The 17,831-nt window shown below is 40.8% G+C and carries 15 protein-coding genes; 14 read left to right on the top strand and 1 reads right to left on the bottom strand.

What is annotated here, in order from left to right:
* Nucleotides 1-8 precede the first annotated feature (8 nt).
* The 6 genes from DHW03_RS19650 (at nt 9) to DHW03_RS01120 (ending at nt 8,621) form a co-directional block, all read left to right on the top strand.
* Nucleotides 9-326 (top strand): DUF6660 family protein, encoded by a 318-nt coding sequence (locus DHW03_RS19650; protein ID WP_370634396.1) that lies wholly within the window; start codon nt 9-11, stop codon nt 324-326.
* 67 nt (nt 327-393) lie between these two features.
* The gene (locus tag DHW03_RS01140) at nt 394-4,767 is read left to right on the top strand and encodes a CusA/CzcA family heavy metal efflux RND transporter (RefSeq protein ID WP_109923925.1); all 4,374 of its coding nucleotides are present in this window, start codon (nt 394-396) and stop codon (nt 4,765-4,767) included.
* Between the two features lies 1 nt (nt 4,768).
* On the top strand, nt 4,769-5,956 hold the full coding sequence (locus DHW03_RS01135; RefSeq protein WP_109923924.1) for an efflux RND transporter periplasmic adaptor subunit: 1,188 nt from the start codon (nt 4,769-4,771) through the stop codon (nt 5,954-5,956).
* Nucleotides 5,956-6,369: a Fur family transcriptional regulator gene (locus DHW03_RS01130; RefSeq protein ID WP_109923923.1), complete on the top strand. Its 414-nt coding sequence runs from the start codon at nt 5,956-5,958 to the stop codon at nt 6,367-6,369. The genes DHW03_RS01135 and DHW03_RS01130 overlap by 1 nt, the downstream gene beginning before the upstream one ends.
* Nucleotides 6,370-6,424: 55 nt before the next feature.
* On the top strand, nt 6,425-6,601 hold the full coding sequence (locus DHW03_RS19210; RefSeq protein WP_165825337.1) for a hypothetical protein: 177 nt from the start codon (nt 6,425-6,427) through the stop codon (nt 6,599-6,601).
* Between the two features lie 16 nt (nt 6,602-6,617).
* Complete coding sequence (locus tag DHW03_RS01120; protein WP_109923921.1) at nt 6,618-8,621, top strand: heavy metal translocating P-type ATPase; 2,004 nt, start codon at nt 6,618-6,620, stop codon at nt 8,619-8,621.
* A gap of 493 nt (nt 8,622-9,114) precedes the next feature.
* Here DHW03_RS01120 and DHW03_RS01115 read toward each other — a convergent pair whose 3' ends face one another.
* Nucleotides 9,115-9,405, bottom strand: coding sequence for a hypothetical protein (locus tag DHW03_RS01115; protein WP_109923920.1), 291 nt, complete (start codon nt 9,403-9,405; stop codon nt 9,115-9,117).
* A gap of 261 nt (nt 9,406-9,666) precedes the next feature.
* On the opposite strand from DHW03_RS01115, the gene DHW03_RS01110 reads away from it, so the two are divergent.
* The 8 genes from DHW03_RS01110 (at nt 9,667) to DHW03_RS01075 (ending at nt 17,783) form a co-directional block, all read left to right on the top strand.
* Nucleotides 9,667-11,901, top strand: a complete 2,235-nt coding sequence (locus DHW03_RS01110; protein ID WP_109923919.1) for a heavy metal translocating P-type ATPase — start codon at nt 9,667-9,669, stop codon at nt 11,899-11,901.
* 12 nt (nt 11,902-11,913) lie between these two features.
* The gene (locus DHW03_RS01105) at nt 11,914-12,126 is read left to right on the top strand and encodes a heavy-metal-associated domain-containing protein (protein ID WP_109923918.1); all 213 of its coding nucleotides are present in this window, start codon (nt 11,914-11,916) and stop codon (nt 12,124-12,126) included.
* 113 nt (nt 12,127-12,239) lie between these two features.
* Nucleotides 12,240-12,803, top strand: coding sequence for a helix-turn-helix domain-containing protein (locus DHW03_RS01100; RefSeq protein WP_109923917.1), 564 nt, complete (start codon nt 12,240-12,242; stop codon nt 12,801-12,803).
* A gap of 101 nt (nt 12,804-12,904) precedes the next feature.
* A complete protein-coding gene (locus DHW03_RS01095; protein ID WP_109923916.1) occupies nt 12,905-13,390 on the top strand; it encodes a hypothetical protein in 486 nt (161 codons plus the stop codon).
* A gap of 78 nt (nt 13,391-13,468) precedes the next feature.
* The gene (locus DHW03_RS01090) at nt 13,469-13,948 is read left to right on the top strand and encodes a DUF3347 domain-containing protein (protein ID WP_231465623.1); all 480 of its coding nucleotides are present in this window, start codon (nt 13,469-13,471) and stop codon (nt 13,946-13,948) included.
* 67 nt (nt 13,949-14,015) lie between these two features.
* On the top strand, nt 14,016-14,582 hold the full coding sequence (locus DHW03_RS01085) for a DUF3347 domain-containing protein (protein ID WP_109923915.1): 567 nt from the start codon (nt 14,016-14,018) through the stop codon (nt 14,580-14,582).
* Nucleotide 14,583: 1 nt separating this feature from the next.
* The gene (locus DHW03_RS01080; protein ID WP_109923914.1) at nt 14,584-15,054 is read left to right on the top strand and encodes a heme-binding domain-containing protein; all 471 of its coding nucleotides are present in this window, start codon (nt 14,584-14,586) and stop codon (nt 15,052-15,054) included.
* A complete protein-coding gene (locus tag DHW03_RS01075) occupies nt 15,051-17,783 on the top strand; it encodes a multicopper oxidase domain-containing protein (protein ID WP_109923913.1) in 2,733 nt (910 codons plus the stop codon). The genes DHW03_RS01080 and DHW03_RS01075 overlap by 4 nt, the downstream gene beginning before the upstream one ends.
* Nucleotides 17,784-17,831 lie beyond the last annotated feature (48 nt).

Below are 17,831 nucleotides of genomic sequence, written 5' to 3'. Positions count from 1 at the left end.
TGTAGCGGATGAAATACGTAATTATCATATTTAGTCTTTATATGACCATGCTTACCCTGCTGCCCTGTCAGGATAACGATGATTTTGGCAAAAGTTCCATCGAAGTTTCATCGATAAAAAAATCTCCGAAAGGCATTGAGCACTATAATCAAGAAACTTGCCCTCCCTTTTGTACATGCGCCTGCTGTTCTGTCTCAAGACATTTTCCTATAGTAAAGGATCAGGTAGCAATATTCTCTTTTACAAAAACATCCTATACCACATATCGCATTCCTTCAATCAGCGAACAGCCGCTTGAAATCTATCAGCCCCCAAAGGTAGTTTAATACGTTTTACAAAATAGTTTGTTCCGCAGCCTAACTGTGGACATTTTTCACGTATTAACAAATTTCCATGTTTGAAAAAATAATTTCGTTCTCCATAAAGAACAAGATAACCATAGGGCTTGCAACGCTTGCACTGGTTTTGGTTGGCATTTATTCAGCCTATCATCTGCCAATAGATGCGCAACCCGACATCACCAATAATCAAGTGCAGATTATTACACAAGCACCAAGTTTAGGTGCTCAGGAAGTAGAACAGTTCATTACTGCACCGATTGAGCTTTCAATGGCTAATATTTCTGGTATCATTGAAAAACGTTCTATATCCCGCTCGGGCATATCAGTTATTACCATCGTCTTTAAGGATGATGTAGATATCTATTGGGCAAGAACGCAGGTCAATGCACAACTTAAAGAAGCTGAGGCCTCTATTCCTTCAGGACTTGGTGAACCAATGCTAGCTCCAATTACCACAGGCCTTGGTGAAATATATCAATATGTAATCCATACCAAAAAAGGCTATCACGATAAATACACCGCTACCGACCTTCGTACCCTTCAAGATTGGCTTGTACGAACCCAGCTTGCCGGAACCGTTGGTGTTGCAGAAGTGAGCGGTTGGGGCGGCTATGTTAAGCAATATGAAATAGCATTGGATAATGACAAGTTGAATTCCCTAGGACTCACCATCCCAGAAATCTATGAAGCGCTGGAAAACAACAATGAGAATACCGGAGGCTCTTATATTGAGCAGCAAAAAAATGCCTATTTCATAAGAGGACTTGGGCAAGTCCAAAATCTAGATGATATACGCAAGATCGTTGTTAAAAATGTTAACGGGACACCCATCCTTATTCGTGATGTTGCAACAGTTCAATTTGGAAGTGCGACCAGATATGGTGCCGTTACCCGCAATGGTGAGGGCGAAGTGGTTGCAGGTGTAACGCTTATGCTAAAGGGTGAGAACTTTAGCGAGGTAATCAAAAACGTAAAAGAAAGAATGACGCAAGTACAAAAGTCACTTCCCGAAGGAGTTGTAATCGAGCCTTTCATAGACCGTACAGAACTCGTAGGCCGTGCCATCGGAACAGTAAAGCAAAATCTTTTAGAAGGTGCATTGATTGTTGTTTTTGTACTGGTACTTCTTTTGGGTAATTGGCGAGCAGGGCTTGTTGTTGCTTCTGTAATTCCACTTGCCATGCTTTTTGCATTCTCCATGATGCAGCTATTCGGTGTTTCGGGAAATCTTATGAGCCTTGGAGCAATAGATTTTGGACTTATCGTGGATGGGGCAGTAATTATTGTTGAGAGTGTAGTCCATCATATTACAACAGGAAAATATCGAAAGGAAGGGATTCTTAAATTAACCTCTGCACAAATGGATACCGAGGTAAAAGAAAGTGCCAGTAAGCTAATGAAGTCCGCCGCTTTTGGGCAGATCATTATACTTATTGTTTATCTACCCTTATTATCCCTTATTGGCATTGAGGGCAAAATGTTCAAACCTATGGCGCAGACTGTTGCATTCGCCATATTGGGAGCATTTATTCTTTCCTTGACCTATGTTCCAATGGCAAGCGCTCTTTTCTTGAGCAAGAATACTGCGCCAAAACGAAATATCTCTGACAGATTAATCGAATTTTTACAACGTATTTATCAACGTGCGCTTATCAACATACTTAAGATTAAAAAACTGGCAGTTGCTATTGTAGTTCTCGTATTTGCAGTTGCAATTTGGGCATTCACGAATATGGGCGGAGAATTTATTCCCACACTTGAAGAAGGCGACTTGACAGTAGAAATCTCAATGGCACAGGGCACTTCACTTTCCGAAGTGGTAAGCACTTTCGGAAAAGCTGAGAAACTACTTAAAAACAAATTCCCTGAAATCAAACAAGCGGTAACGCGAATTGGGAGTTCAGAAATCCCTACCGATCCAATGCCGATGGAACGTGGCGATATGATGCTTTCAATGTTGCCAAAAAAAGAATGGAAATCTGCTGGTAGCAGGGAAGAAATGATGGAGAAAATGGAAGAGGAACTTGCAATTATCCCAGGCATAAATGTGGAAATTTCCCAACCTATGCAGATGCGTTTTAATGAACTCATGACTGGCATACGACAAGACGTAGCTGTTAAAATCTATGGAAGTGATTTGGAAGTGTTAGCCGTTCAAGCCAATAAAATTGCAAAGATGATTTCACCAGTGGAAGGTGTAAACGAACCATTTATAGAAAAAGTAGATGGTTTACCACAGATACAGGTTGCGTATGACCGTGATAAAATGGCTCAATATGGGCTTAACATCCGAAATGTTAATATGATCTTGAAGACTGCATTTGCAGGAAGCGTTACCGGAGTTGTTTTTGAAGGAGAAAAACGTTTTGACATGGTCATCAGACTGAATAGGGATTTGCGTGAGAATATTTCGGGGGTTGAAAATCTATTAATACCGCTTCCATCTGGAAACAAAGTCCCGCTTAATCAAGTTGCTTCAATTCAGTTTAAGGATGCACCAGCTCAGATTTCTAGAGAAGGTGGTAATCGAAGAATCTATGTAGGTTTTAATGTAAAAGGTCGTGATATTGAAACAACGGTTAAAGAGATACAGGAAAAACTAAATAGGGAACTTAAACTGCCAAGTGGCTACTACATAACCTATGGCGGACAGTTCCAAAACCTTCAGGCGGCAAAAACAAGATTATCCATAGCTGTACCAGCTGCATTAATCCTTATATTATTACTGTTATATGTAACGTTCAGATCGGTAAAAGATAGCCTGCTGATTTTTACCGCAGTACCACTAGCTTCTATTGGAGGTATTGCAGCTCTTCTACTAAGGGGTATGCCATTCAGTATATCTGCGGGAGTTGGATTTATCGCACTCTTTGGTGTCGCTGTATTGAATGGGATTGTATTGATCGGATATTTCAACCAGCTTAGGGATGAAGGGATAGGAAATATTTATGAACGTGTACTTGAAGGCACAAGAACCAGATTGCGCCCTGTATTAATGACTGCTTGTGTGGCATCACTTGGCTTCCTTCCTATGGCATTATCATCCAGTGCAGGTGCCGAAGTACAAAAACCATTGGCAACAGTAGTTATTGGTGGGCTGATTACTGCAACCTTACTTACATTATTCATCCTGCCTTGCCTATACCTATTGTTCAATAAGAAAGAAAGCACAAAAGTATCCATACACAAAGGTGTCGCTACGCTTTTAATCATGTGCGGCCTTATGGTCAGCGGAACATTTATGGCAAATGCACAAAAATCCAAAGCAATAACATTAGATAGTGCAATTTCTCTAGCACTGAAGAACAACCTGCAATTGAGGTCTTCCAGATTGACCGTTGAACAATCACGAGTGCTGCAAAAATCTGGAACTGATATTGCAAAAACCGAGGTGCTATTAACCCAGGATCCGACCAGTGGCGGCAATATGGATAATTCGATTGGCATCAGCCAAAATATAGCATGGCCAGGCCTCTATAAAAATAACAGGAAACTGCTCAACCAACAGACGATTTTGGCAGAAAGGACAAATCGCTCTCTGGAATCGGAAATTATAAGAAACGTAAAAAATGCTTGGTATAGTTATTTGCTGAACAGAGAAACTTTACGGGTATTAAATTTTCAGGATAGTATCTATACTAATTTCGTGAAAAAGGCTGAAATTAGGTTAAAGACGGGCGAGACTTCGAAGTTGGAGCTTATTAGTGCTACTTCCAAATCTCAAGAAGTAAGAGCAATGCGTGCTAATGCAGAAGCAGAATTGAAAAACAGCGAGTCTACCCTAAAGCAACTGTTAAATTTAGGAGCAAAGCTCAATATTGCCGAAAGTGGCTTGATTGCCCCCTTTGAAGTTGCACCTAGTATCGATCCATCTTTGAATGCGCAATCTAAAATTGAGCTTCAGAATATCGAAGTTGCAGGTGCACGACTTGCAGTAGAAAGATCAAAATCTTTGCCCGAGTTTACGGTTGGCTATAGTCAACAGCTTCTGATTTCTGGCTTCAACCCAGCAAATATTTCAAGAACATATTCTCCAGGTACACGAATAGCAGGTGTCCAGCTAGGCATTGCTGTTCCGCTTTTTAATGGAGCAAATCGGTCAAGAATAAATGCAGAGAAAATAGCGGTTGAGGTTGCAAGATCAAATTATGAAAATGTCCAATCCCAAATTAGTCTGGCCTACAACCAAGAGTTAGAACACTACGCTACTTTTAGGAAGCTTGTGGATTACTATAATAGTTCGGGCTTAAAATTGGCCGATGAACAATCGAGAATCGCACAGGTGTCGTTCAACCTAGGCGAGATCGGCTACCTCGAATATATACAACATATATCAGGTGCGGTACAGACCAAACTTGCCTACATCGAGGCACTCAGCCAACTTAATCAATCTGCAATTCAATTACAATATTTAAAAGGAAACTAAAATGTATAAATCTAAAATAAAATATCTCTTTTTTGTCTTGATCACGCTATCTGTGGCATGTTCAAATGATCAAAAAGAAAATGCGAAAAGTGAAGCCCCTATTGAGGAGGCAAATGAAGAGGCAAGTGGTCTTGAACTTACAAGCGAACAAATGAAAACCGTTGGGATTACCATTGGTGAAATCGAACAGAAGAACTTAGACGCTGTTGTTAAGGCTAATGGCCAATTAGCAGTGCCGCCTCAGAATAAAGCCGATGTGAGCATTCTTTCGGGAGGAATTATCACCAGAATTAACGTGCTAGAGGGTCAACAAGTGAGAAAGGGACAGGTGCTAGCCACAATCAACAACCAAGATCTGATTAAAATTCAGCAGGATTATTTAGCTAGTAAGAACAGCTTCACCTATGTGCAGGCAGAGTATGAACGTCAAAAACAATTACAGGCCGCTGATGCTGGAACGGGCAAATCCTTTCAATCTGCACAAGCTACTTACAATGCTGAAAAGTCAAAATTGAATGCATACGAAAGTCAACTTCAACAACTTGGCGTATCTCCCGCTAGTATCGCAAAGGGCAAGATTGTTTCCCAATTCCCCGTCTTGTCTCCAATAAACGGTACAGTTGGTCAGATTACGGCAAATACAGGAGCGTTTGTTCAGCCCGGCACATCAATTATGGAAGTTGTAGATAACTCAAAGATACATTGCGACCTTACCGTTTTTGAGAAAGATCTGATGGCTGTGCGTGTTGGACAGAAAGTAAGTTTTCAATTGACTAATCAAGAAAACCAATTGATCAGTGGACGAATAAATGGCATCAATAAATCATTTGAGAACGAGAGCAAAGGTGTAGTTGTTCATGCGGTTATTGATAATGCGGGAAACAAAAACCTGATTCCTGGCATGTATGTTACCGCATTGATTAGTACGGGAAGCAAACTTACTGCTGCACTTCCAGTTGATGCGGTTGTCCGATCAGAGGGAAAACAGTATATTTTTATCGTAACCAGTGAAAAAGAAAGTAAGGCTGACACCTTCCACTTTGTAAAAACAGAGGTGAAAACTGGTGTTGTTGAGCAGGGATATGTACAGATTATCTTTCTGGAGGAGTTGCCAAAGAATGCTAAGGTTATAACTAAGGGCGCATTTTATCTCCAGTCAAAATCCGCTGGTGGAGCAGAGGAAGAATAATGAAACACTTAGAGTCTAGACTTACAGAAAAAAATATAAAGCCAACCGCTATGCGGTTGGTTGTTCTGGATTCTTTGATCAGACAATCATCTGCCCAGAGTCTTACAGATATGGAACTTAAGATGGAGCGTTTAGATAGGGTCACGCTGTATAGAACCATAAGGACTTTTGAGGAAAATGGTCTCGTGCATCGAATTGAAGATGGAAGCGGAATTACCAAATTTGCACTTTGTGCATCAGGATGTGACATAGAAGGCCACCATGATCTCCATCTGCATTTTTATTGTACAGAATGCAGGGAAACCCACTGCCTTCCAAAAACAATCATACCGGAGATTAAATTACCCAAAGGTTACCAGTCTTTAGAAACCCAACTGATTGTTAAGGGTGTCTGTAGAAGCTGTGGAAGTTAATGTTTGCAATACAATTGCAACAGATTGTAGTTTACTTTTGTTATTAATTAAAAACATGAACAATCAATTCGAAAATATCGACGTGGAATTAAAAGATCTAAGGCCTACGGTTAGGGTAAAAGCATTAGAAATTTTAGAGGCCATGCCAGAAGAAATGAAGACAGATCGAATGTCAGCTTTAAAAAATGCGATTGAGCAGGCAGAAAACTGGTTCATGGATTCTGAGGGATAAATATTAAAATACCGTTATGAAAGACTGTTGCGAAAACGACGATAAAAAAAACGTAAAGACCAAGCACCTTGTTAAGGATGCAAAGGCTTCACCAAAAATAAAGGAACCTGAAAATTCAGATGAAGAAGAAGAAGAGCATGACCACGGCCATGCTGATCCAAATCAGCCACAGTGGAAGCAACATCTTGGCCTGTTAACTGGACTTTTAATATTGGTCTGTGTACTGGTTATGGACTATGGCTTTGGCGTTAAGCTTTCCAAATGGGTTTCACTTGGCGTCAATAGTGTAGCCTTTTTGTTGGCTGGTTGGAGTGTACTAGGCTTGGCATTCCGCAAGGCAATTAGAGGCGATATTTTCAACGAGTTTGTGCTGATGAGCGTTGCCACCTTAGGTGCATTCTATATTGGAGAATACTCAGAGGGAGTAGCTGTAATGGTATTTTATTCCATTGGAGAGTGGTTTCAAGACTCTGCTGTTGATCGGGCTACTGCGAGTATCAAAGCACTGCTGGATATTAGGCCCGACGAAGTAACGGTGATAAGGGACGGAAAAACCCAGGTCATTCCGTCGGCGGAAGTTAAAATGGGAGAAATTATTCAGGTTAAGGCAGGTGAAAAAGTGGCACTTGATGGCAAACTTGTTTCCGATAAAGGCTCTTTCAATACTGCCGCACTCACAGGTGAAAGTCGCCCAGATAGTAAATATAAAGGCGAAGCAGTTCTTGCCGGAATGATCAACTTAAATACAGTTTCGGAAATTGAAATAACGGCTCTGTTTAAGGATAGCAAATTGAGCAAGATATTGGAGATGGTACAGGATGCTTCTGCGAGAAAATCACAGACCCAGCTTTTTATCTCAAAATTTGCAAAAATTTATACACCAATAGTTTTCTTTCTAGCGATAGCGCTTGCTCTAGTTCCCTATTTCGTAGTAGAGAATTATGTTTTCAACGATTGGTTGTACAGGGCGCTTGTTTTCCTTGTAATCAGTTGTCCTTGTGCACTAGTGGTCTCTATTCCGCTGGGCTACTTCGGTGGTATTGGGCTAGCTTCTAAAAATGGAATCCTATTTAAAGGTGGAAACTTTTTGGACGTGATGACCAAGATCAACACGATTGTGATGGACAAGACTGGTACGCTTACCAAGGGAGTCTTCAAGGTTCAGAAGGTAGTAACTGAGGGAATTACAGAAAAGGAATTGGTTAAGCTAGTGGCTATCCTCGAAAAAAACTCAACACATCCAGTTGGACAGGCCATTATTGAATATGCTGGGAAAGAAGCTGATAGTGGAAAGGCAACTGCTGTGGAAGAAATTTCTGGACATGGTCTAAAAGGAAAAGTGGATGGCAAGGACGTGTTGGCAGGAAATATAAAATTACTACAAAAGTATAAGATTGAGTTTCCGAAGGAGGTAGAAGAAATTGTAGACACTATAGTGGTAATTGCAATCGATAAAAAATACGCTGGCTATATTACCATTGCAGATGAAATTAAGGAAGATGCGGCCAAAGGGATTAAAATGATGCACGACCTTAATATTAGAACGGTAATGCTTTCAGGCGACAAACAATCAGTAGTAGATCAGGTAGCGAAAAAGCTCGGAATTGACGAGGCTTTTGGCGACCTATTGCCAGAGGGAAAGGTTGAAAAAGTCGAGGCACTGATAAAAGAAGGCAGGCATATCGCATTTGTTGGCGACGGAGTAAATGATGCACCTGTTATTGCGCTTGCTGATGCAGGAATTGCAATGGGCGGTCTTGGAAGTGATGCGGCAATCGAAACAGCTGATATTGTAATCCAGAACGATCAAATTGTGAAGATTGTTTCAGCATTGAAGATTGGAAAACTTACACGCAACATTGTTTGGCAGAATATCATCCTTGCGATGGCGGTAAAGGTTGCGGTGCTGTCGCTAGGTGCTTTTGGTGTCGCAAATCTTTGGGAAGCAGTAATTGCCGATGTTGGTGTAGCTTTTTTGGCAATACTTAATGCAATCAGGATCCAGCGTAAGCATATATAATTTTATTTGCCTATGAATAACAAAGGTCGAAAAAGGTCAAGAAAAAAGTTGACCACAGCTTATATTGTGAAAATGACTTTGTTTTGGACGATGTGGATTGTGTTAGGAATCGCTGTAATTATGAAATTTTTCCATGTATTTAAGCTTCACATTTTAAACTAATGCGATTTTTGTAAATGATATAGATTCTAAATGAATTTCAAATAAGTTAAGAAAGCCGGGTCTCCCCGGCTTTCTTGCTATTTACAGGTTTTTTTACACTCACCCGAAGCTTTACACGCTTTACTACAAGTATCCATGCAGTTTGGCTTACCACACGTTTTTGAACACTTTGTACAACTGTTCATTTTGCTGTTACAGCAAGGGGTATTAGCGTAAGAAATAGAAGATATAGATAATAGCATCACCATTGCGGTGAAAAAATACTTTTTCATGATTTTTGATTTTAAGATTAATAATATTTATAGTACAGGTAGACGTACAGAAATTATTATTAAACTTTTGGAGGATGCCAACCGATTTGTGTAAATCCAGAAACGATGTCCATGTCGAAGATATATTGGGACACGCTTTCGTTCAGTACATATTGGTTCGGTAATACCAACTGCTCTGCCACGACAAAGCCACAACGGGCGTAGGAAACCATACGATTACAAGCCTTGCTGTCACAACCTTTGTCCTTTTGCTCAGGTTTTCCATGCTTACAAGAAGCACCCGTGCAGCAATTGGTTATCGATTTAGATTGCGCAGTGCTTCCAACTCCCTGAACGGAAGATAGGAACATTAGGCAAGATAACAATATGTAGGCAAGCGGTTTCACAATACAAATAACGTAATTTCATTTCAATATGTTTCTTAATCAAGAAATTATTATTATCTATTGCAATTATGACAACATAAGGCATAATTTATAAAGAAAACTTTCGATAGCAATCTCTTACTCTCTACATTATCCCTTACAAAAGAAATTATGCAACTTTTTCACAAAATCATGTAAAAATCGAGAGAGGGTACCGTCGTAAATTTGTTTATCAATAATTAAGTAATGAAAGCTCAAAACGATATTCAAACTCTTTCGCTCCCAGTTCTTGGAATGACATGTGCTGCCTGTGCAAACAGTGTGGAAAGTATGATCGCCGCCCAACAAGGAGTTGAGAAAGCAGAGGTTAACTATGCTGCTCAGACAGTTAAGGTTTCCTATCATCCAGATCAGGTGCAGCCGACCGCGTTCCAAAAAGCAGTACAGTCAATAGGCTACGATCTGATCATGGATACCGAAAGCGGAAAGGAAAAACAGGAAGAGGTACAGCAAAAAAACTATAGTTCGCTAAAGAAGCGTATGATAGCATCTGGGATATTAACACTTCCAGTGGTAGCTATTGGGATGTTCTTTATGGATATCCAATATGCAAATTATTATATGTTGGCACTAACTACACCAGTACTTTTTATTTTTGGAAAAAACTTCTTTGTTAACGCCTTCAAACAGGCAAGGCATGGTAGAGCAAATATGGATACCCTTGTTGCCTTGAGTACTGGCATTGCATACCTTTTCAGTCTCTTCAATACACTATATCCAGAATTTTGGCACCAAAGAGGGCTTCATCCACATGTCTATTATGAAGCCGCCGCCGTGGTCATCGTATTTATCATGTTGGGGAAACTGCTCGAAGAACGTGCAAAATCCAATACTTCTTCCGCCATCCAAAAGCTGATCGGACTACAGCCAAAAACGGTGCTTGTTATCACCGAAAATGGAGAGAAAGAAATTCCGCTTTCTGATATTGCAATTGGCGATAAAATACTTGTGCGTTCTGGTGAAAAGATCCCAGTAGACGGCGAAATATATGAGGGCGAATCCTACGTGGATGAAAGCATGATTTCTGGAGAACCTGTAGCAGTTTCGAAAAAAGTAGGAGCTCAGGTCTTTGCAGGAACAATCAACCAAAAGGGAAGCTTTCGATTTGTAGCCCGAAAGGTCTGTGGGGAAACAATGCTTGCACAGATCATAAAAATGGTGCAAGATGCCCAAGGCTCTAAAGCTCCAGTACAAAGGCTCGTAGATAAAATTGCAGGGATATTTGTTCCGATAGTTATCGGTATCTCAGTGCTTACCCTTATAATATGGGTAGTGGTTGGTGGTGAAAATGCCCTGACCCAGGGAATGCTGGCGATGGTTACCGTACTGGTTATTGCCTGTCCTTGTGCGCTCGGCCTTGCAACTCCAACAGCTATTATGGTAGGTGTTGGCAAGGGCGCTGAAAACGGTATATTGATAAAAGATGCCGAAGCTCTGGAACTTGGCCATAAGGTTAATGCAGTTGTTCTCGATAAGACCGGAACTCTTACAAAAGGCAAACCTGAAGTAACGGAACTCCATTGGCAAAATGAGGTCGATACCGACAAGCAAAAGCTTATTGGTATCCTGTTTGCACTTGAACAGCAATCTGAACATCCGCTTGCTGAAGCTATTGTTCGCCATCTACAAACAGGAAATGTTAACCCGATAAGAGTTACGGGGTTTGAAAGCCTTACTGGAAAAGGCGTACGAGCTACATTTGAAGGACAAAAGTATTGGGCAGGCAGCCATAAAATATTGAAAGACGCTGGTATCGAAGTTGAAGAAAATTTACAGCAGTCAGTGAAAAAGTTACAGGAACAGGCAAAGACGGTAATTTATTTTACCAATGAAAATAAAGTATTAGCCACTATTGCCATTGCCGATCAGATCAAAGATGGTTCTGCCCTTGCTATCTCTGAACTTTTGAAGCGTAATATTGCAGTGTATATGCTCACTGGAGATAACGAACAAACTGCGGCCGCTGTAGCAAAACAGGTTGGGATTACAGATTTTAGGGCCGAAGTGCTACCTTCCGAAAAAGCAAAGTTCATTAAGGAACTACAATCGCAGGGAAAAATAGTTGCCATGATCGGTGACGGTATTAATGATAGCCATGCCCTGGCACAGGCCGATGTGTCGATTGCCATGGGGAAAGGCTCGGATATTGCAATTGATGTTGCCAAGATTACCTTGGTTTCCTCCGATCTTTTACAGGTTCCCAAGGCCTTGCGTCTGTCGAAGCTCACTGTTCGCACGATACGCCAAAACCTGTTCTGGGCATTCATTTATAACTTGATAGGAATTCCCCTTGCTGCTGGTATTTTATATCCAATCAATGGCTTTCTGCTAAATCCGATGATCGCGGGTGCAGCAATGGCGCTTAGTTCTGTATCGGTGGTAAGCAATAGTCTTCGCTTAAAATTTTCTAAACTTATTTAAACAATCACAATCATGGAAACATTAAAATTCAAAACAAATATCAAATGTGGTGGCTGTATAGCTGCCGTTACCCCCCACCTGAACAATCTTTTAGCTATTGAAAAATGGGAAGTTGACACGCAGAATCCAGACAAGATATTAACAGTGGAGGGAAAGCAGGGAATCGATACCTATCAGGTTATCGACACGCTTGAAAAGGCTGGTTACAAGGCAGAAAAAATTTAATTCGGTTTTCATTTTGGCAAGGACGTCATTTTGTTATCAATTGATGTTCTTCCCATTGATAATTATCTCGTTGAAACAAAGCGTATATTAGCATTTAATCTAACCTATAGGGTATGTTGTTATCAATAAAAAACATGGTGTGCGACCGTTGCATTTCGGTGGTGACACAACAGCTTCAGCACCACGATCTCCAGGTTGATGATATTTCACTTGGGCAGGCCGTTGTTTCTCCCGAGCCTTCGGAGGAATTGTTGAGCGAAATTTCCGCCTCGCTTAAAATTTTGGGCTTCGAACTGATTGACAGGGATAAGGATAAGATGGTTGAGCGGATCCGTAACACGATAATTGAACTCATACACCATTCACCACATCCCGAACTTCACATTGTTTTCAGTGAAGCGTTGAGTGATCGATTGCACCGGGAATATAGCTACTTGAGCAGGTTATTTTCCGAAAGTGAAGATACTACCATTGAAAAATTTATCATCCAGCAAAAAATAGAGAAGGTAAAAGAGCTTATCCAATATGGTGAACTTAACCTAAATGAAATAGCTTGGAAGATGGGTTATAGTAGTAGCGCCCACCTTTCCAACCAGTTCAAGTCAGTAACAGGTTTATCGCCTAGTCAATTCAAAACATTAAAAGTTAATGATCGAAGACCATTAGACCAGATATAGAGGACAAGGAATTATGTAAATTTTTCGCCTAATTGTGTAATAACCAAAACTCTTACTTCGCTATCTTTGTTCATATTAAAATAATAGCTTACTTTGTACTAATGAAAATCAGTCTGTCAATAAAGTTTAAGGCCGTGTTTCTGACAATTCTATTCCTTTCGAATACAGTTGTTGGCTTTGCCTGTACTATTGGTGCAGATATGGTAATTAACAAAGAGCACCACGACGAACATTCTACAATTCCCGTAACTAGGGTTCATAATCATCCAAAAGGCACGAAACCTCACAGCCATTCAAATAAAAACACCGAATCTTCTGCCGCTCACTCTCATAATAAAAAGCAAGAGGGTAAAAAAGATAATTGTTGCAAAGATGAAGTAGCCAAATTTGTAGCAGTTGACAAGCAATTAAGCAAAACTATATCCATAAAGTCACCGCAGATATTTGCAGATCTTCTTCATCCTGTTTCTATTTTGGTAGATGTTGAAATGGCTAACTTCCACACGCCAGACAACAGTTATTTTGTTAGGTGCCACCATCCCCCCATACCTGATATCCGCATTGCGGTACAGAGTTTTCAGATTTGATTTAATGACTGTTTTATTTTTTTGACGGTAGAGAAATGCCGTCAACGTAATAATCTATGTACATTAAATTAATACAAAATGAAAAAAATATTTTTATTGGTTGCCGTAATCGCAACAACTTTGGTGCAGGCTACTTTTGCACAGGAACATAATGGACATGATGCCAATACATCGGTGCTGGCATCATACTATTCACTTAAAAACGCTCTAGTTGCAGGCGATGCAACCCTTGCAAGTGCAAAGTCGCTCGAACTTGTCAAGTCCATCGAAAGTACCGATAACAAAATTATTGGAGATAAGGACAAAGCAGAACTGTTGAAGCATTCGACAATGGTATCCAAAACGACGGATATCAAGGCCCAAAGGGAGGATTTTGCACCGCTTTCAACGGCAATGATTACACTGGCAAAGTCTGGAAAGCTATCTGCCGACCCTATTTATGTACAGTACTGTCCGATGAAAAAGAGCAGCTGGCTCAGCAGTGAAAAACCTGTCAAGAACCCTTACTATGGTAGTGCCATGCTTACCTGTGGAAAAATTTCTGAGACCATCAACTAATTATTCCTGTACAGTCCACAGGCATATATGCTGGGGACTGTACTTACCTTTCTTAAAGTCCAAAAAAATGAAAAATATCTTCTTAGGCATGGCAATGTCGAGCTTGGTGCTCGCTGCATGCAATAGCAATAAACAGACTAATGGCGATGCAAAAGATACTATTGCCAAAGGTGCAGTAACAGCAGAAGCAAACAAAGTCTCCGCTATCGATGCGGTTACCAAAGATTACCTAAAACTTAAAAATGCCCTTGTGGAGGACAATGATAAACAAGCAGCAGAAGCAGGTAAAAGCCTTGTCACTTCGCTTGCAGCTGTGGACAAAACTTCACTCTCGGCCGAGCAGGCAAAAGTCTTCGAAGACATCAATGCCGATGCAAAGGAGCATGCGGAACACATTGGTTCAAATGTGGGAAACATCAAACATCAACGTGAACATTTCGAAACGTTAAGCGGTGAAATCTATGACCTCTTAAAAGCAGATAAAGCTACAGGACAAAAACTCTTTTACGACAACTGTCCAATGTACAATAAGGGAAAGGGAGGAAACTGGATCAGTGAAACCAAGGAAATCAAAAACCCCTACTATGGGAAATCGATGGTTGACTGCGGAAGCGTAAAAGAAGAACTGAACTAATATGACTGGCAAAAGGAAAGTTTTTTTTGGCATTGCGGCGGTTTTTCTACTGTTGCAATTCTTACAACCAACGAGAAACAATGGTGGAGACCCCCGCCATATTAAATTCTTGCATACTTTTCCGGTTCCAGAAAATGTTGGAAAGATACTAAGCAACTCGTGTTTCGATTGCCATAGCAATTATACCAAATACCCATGGTATACAATGATCCAACCTTTCGGTAGATGGATGGGGTCACACATTGCTGAGGGAAAATCCGAACTGAACTTTGATGAGTTTGACAGCTATAGCAATCGAAGAAAGATGAGCAAGCTCAAGTCTATTTCATCTAGTATTGAAGACAGAAGCATGCCGCTTCCTTCCTATACCATGATCCACCAGAGTACAAAGCTTTCTGCAAAGGAGCAGAAGATAATAACAGATTGGGCCAGTGCAGTACTGGACAGTCTGGAAAAAAAAGATAACAGATGAAAAAGATAATATTATTAATTTTGGCTGTCTTCACGTTGCAGATGGCCAATGCGCAACACGACCAGCATGGAACAGCGTCAACAGCCGTTAAAAATGCTGACATCTATACATGCCCCATGCATCCAGAAATACAACAGGGAAAACCTGGCAAATGCCCAAAATGCGGAATGGCATTGGTGATGAAGAAACCAGTAGCCGTTAAGAAGCAACCCGTGAAAAAAGCTTCGCCTGCTGTAAAGCAAACAGTGCCAGCAAAAAAGGAAGCTGAAAAGATGGAGATGGGAACCAGCAAAACTTCTGATAGCAAGCCGTCTGGTGAAAAAAGTGCATCGTACACTTGTCCGATGCATCCAGAAATTCATCAAGATGCGCCAGGAAAGTGCCCGAAATGCGGAATGAAGCTGGTTTCAGAAAAAACTAAGTCTGAGAACAAAAGCCACGATGGCATGGATATGCCTGGCAATACATCGAAAACAGCAATGGAAGACATGGATATGAACGACAATGATGCAACACTGACCAACATCAAGAAAGCAAAGGCTAACCTCGGCCCTATAAAAACCATAACTAACAGTGCCAAGCCCAGAACGGTACGTTACGATCTATATATTGCAGATACTACAGTTACGTATGGCAAAAAACCAAGACGTGCCATTGCCGTTAATGGACAGATCCCTATGCCAACCTTGATATTTACAGAAGGTGATACCGCAGAGATCTATGTACACAATAACTTGGATGAAGAAACATCGTTGCACTGGCATGGCCTTTTTCTTCCCAACAAGGAAGACGGTGTTCCATTTTTGACCCAAATGCCGATTAAACCGCATACGACCTATATTTACAGATTTCCAATTGTGCAGCACGGAACTCATTGGTACCATAGCCATAGCAAGTTACAGGAACAGATAGGGATGTATGGTTCGTTTATCATGAACAAACGTAATAAGGAATGGGATATTCCAACATTGCCAATTGTAATTAGCGAATGGACAGATATGAAGCCAGAGGAAGTCCATCGCAGTTTAAAAAATGCAACCGACTGGTTTGCCATTCAAAAAGGTGCTACACAAAGTTATGCGGAAGCCATTCGATCTGGAGAGTTTAAAACGAAAGTGAACAATGAATGGAAGCGGATGAACGCTATGGATGTAAGTGACGTATATTACGATGCTTTTTTGATTAATGGAAAGAACCAGAACGTACAGACCCAATTTAAGGCTGGCGATAAGGTAAGGCTACGCATAGCCAATGCTGGCGCATCTGATTATTTTTGGCTGACCTATTCTGGCGGAAAGATTACTGTTGTAGCCACTGATGGAAACGATGTAGAGCCAGTTGAAGTAGATCGACTGATTATTGCTGTATCTGAAACCTATGATGTAGTTGTTACCATTCCCGAAAATAAGAGCTATGAATTTTTGGTGACCCCAGAAGACAGGACAAAATCTGCATCCCTGTGGCTGGGCAAAGGCGAAAAAGTTCCCGCCAAGTCACTTCCGAAACTCAAATATTTCGCAGGGATGAAAATGATGAACGACATGATGGACATGCAGGGTAACATGATCGAGATGGACGGTATGAAGATGCAGAACCAAATTATGGACATGAATACGGTGATGTATCCTGAAATTACTGGTGAAGAGCCTGCTAAAAAAAGTCCAAAAGCTGAAGACAAAAGCATGGCGGGAATGGATATGGGGACTACTAGCTCGGATATTGTCACCCTTAACTATGATATGTTGAGAGACCCAAAAATAACCACGTTACCGAGAGGGCCATGGAAGGAAATTAAGTTTGAGCTCACGGGCAACATGAACAGGTATGTTTGGAGCCTTGATAATAAAACAGTTTCAGAAACCGATAAGATACTGATAAAGAAGGGCGAAAACGTTAGGATTATTCTCTACAATAATAGCATGATGCGCCATCCGATGCACTTGCATGGCCATGATTTTAGGGTAGTGAATGCGCAGGGAGATAATGCTGTTATGAAAAATGTTCTGGATATCATGCCAATGGAACGTGATACCATAGAATTTGCCGCAACTGAACCAGGCGGAGATTGGTTTTTCCATTGCCATATCCTTTACCACATGATGAGCGGCATGGGCAGGGTTTTCAGCTATGAGAACTCGCCAGCGAATCCAGAAATCCCCAATCCACGACTTGCCCAGCGCAAATTGTTCAGCGACGATAGGGAATTCCATCTGATGGGAAACATTGGACTGGAAAGCAACGGTAGCGATGGTGAAGTGATGTTGGCGAATACGCGATATCGTTTTTCTAGTGAATTTAGGTTGGGATTGAAGTCAGAACATGGGAATGAAGTAGAAACATATTTCGGCCGCTATATTGGAAAAATGCAATGGTTCATGCCCTTCATTGGATTTGATTATCACTATAATAGTATGGGCAATACGGCAGAGAAAAATATGTTTGGACAGCTCAGCAATCAGATGAACAGAAAGGCAGCTGTGATTGGTGCGCAATACATTCTTCCAATGTTGGTTACTGCCGAAGCTCGTCTGGACAGTAAAGGCAAGTTTCGTTTTCAATTGATGCGTGAGGATATGCCATTGAGCAAAAGATTAAGGCTAAATATTATGGGAAACACGGATAAGGAATATATGGCTGGACTTAGATACATTGTAACTAAATACTTTTCATTTTCTACCCATTATGATAGCGATATGGGTTATGGAGGAGGAATCACATTGACGTACTAATTTATTTTAGGGGAGTAAGAAATGGTCTTTTTCCAAGATATAATTTAG

This window comes from Pedobacter yonginensis, from assembly GCF_003173595.1.
In the GTDB taxonomy this organism is placed as follows: Bacteria; Bacteroidota; Bacteroidia; order Sphingobacteriales; family Sphingobacteriaceae; genus Pedobacter; species Pedobacter yonginense.
The sequence above is the reverse complement of the archived record's forward strand: the minus strand, read 5'-3'. Positions and strand labels throughout refer to the sequence as shown.

Bases quoted from the DNA above. Each gene is read 5' to 3' on its own strand.
- DHW03_RS01100 (WP_109923917.1), top strand. From the start codon at position 12,240: ATGTTGTTATCAATAAAAAACATGGTGTGCGACCGTTGCATTTCGGTG.
- DHW03_RS01105 (WP_109923918.1), top strand. From the start codon at position 11,914: ATGGAAACATTAAAATTCAAAACAAATATCAAATGTGGTGGCTGTATA.
- DHW03_RS01095 (WP_109923916.1), top strand. From the start codon at position 12,905: ATGAAAATCAGTCTGTCAATAAAGTTTAAGGCCGTGTTTCTGACAATT.
- DHW03_RS01085 (WP_109923915.1), top strand. From the start codon at position 14,016: ATGAAAAATATCTTCTTAGGCATGGCAATGTCGAGCTTGGTGCTCGCT.
- DHW03_RS01115 (WP_109923920.1), bottom strand. From the start codon at position 9,405: ATGTTCCTATCTTCCGTTCAGGGAGTTGGAAGCACTGCGCAATCTAAA.
- DHW03_RS01120 (WP_109923921.1), top strand. From the start codon at position 6,618: ATGAAAGACTGTTGCGAAAACGACGATAAAAAAAACGTAAAGACCAAG.
- DHW03_RS19650 (WP_370634396.1), top strand. From the start codon at position 9: ATGAAATACGTAATTATCATATTTAGTCTTTATATGACCATGCTTACC.
- DHW03_RS01140 (WP_109923925.1), top strand. From the start codon at position 394: ATGTTTGAAAAAATAATTTCGTTCTCCATAAAGAACAAGATAACCATA.
- DHW03_RS01080 (WP_109923914.1), top strand. From the start codon at position 14,584: ATGACTGGCAAAAGGAAAGTTTTTTTTGGCATTGCGGCGGTTTTTCTA.
- DHW03_RS01075 (WP_109923913.1), top strand. From the start codon at position 15,051: ATGAAAAAGATAATATTATTAATTTTGGCTGTCTTCACGTTGCAGATG.
- DHW03_RS01135 (WP_109923924.1), top strand. From the start codon at position 4,769: ATGTATAAATCTAAAATAAAATATCTCTTTTTTGTCTTGATCACGCTA.
- DHW03_RS19210 (WP_165825337.1), top strand. From the start codon at position 6,425: ATGAACAATCAATTCGAAAATATCGACGTGGAATTAAAAGATCTAAGG.
- DHW03_RS01130 (WP_109923923.1), top strand. From the start codon at position 5,956: ATGAAACACTTAGAGTCTAGACTTACAGAAAAAAATATAAAGCCAACC.
- DHW03_RS01090 (WP_231465623.1), top strand. From the start codon at position 13,469: ATGAAAAAAATATTTTTATTGGTTGCCGTAATCGCAACAACTTTGGTG.
- DHW03_RS01110 (WP_109923919.1), top strand. From the start codon at position 9,667: ATGAAAGCTCAAAACGATATTCAAACTCTTTCGCTCCCAGTTCTTGGA.